This is a genomic window from Bradyrhizobium uaiense (assembly GCF_010811875.1).
Taxonomy (GTDB): Bacteria; Pseudomonadota; Alphaproteobacteria; order Rhizobiales; family Xanthobacteraceae; genus Bradyrhizobium; species Bradyrhizobium uaiense.
Genome location: NZ_VKHP01001260.1, coordinates 1 through 213 on the forward strand (window position 1 = coordinate 1; position 213 = coordinate 213).

The following is a 213-nucleotide window of genomic DNA, read 5'->3' on the forward strand; positions in this document are numbered from 1 at the left end:
GACAAAGTCGCGCGAGTTTCTGGAGAATGGAGTCGGCAGTTGCGGTCCAGACGAAGGGGCGAGCATCTGCATTGTGGGTGCGGATAAAGCGGTCGATTTTTTTGACGAGGTCGGCGGTGGAATCGAATGATCCGCGCCGGATTGCGCGTTGGGTGATGAGGGCGAAGAAGCGTTCGACCTGGTTAAGCCAGGAGGCATAGGTTGGCGTGAAGT

1 pseudogene is annotated in these 213 nt (G+C 57.3%); it reads right to left on the reverse strand.

Annotation, left to right across the window (positions count from 1 at the left end):
- A pseudogene (locus FNJ47_RS55895) lies at positions 1–213 on the reverse strand (IS630 family transposase); the annotation flags it as partial.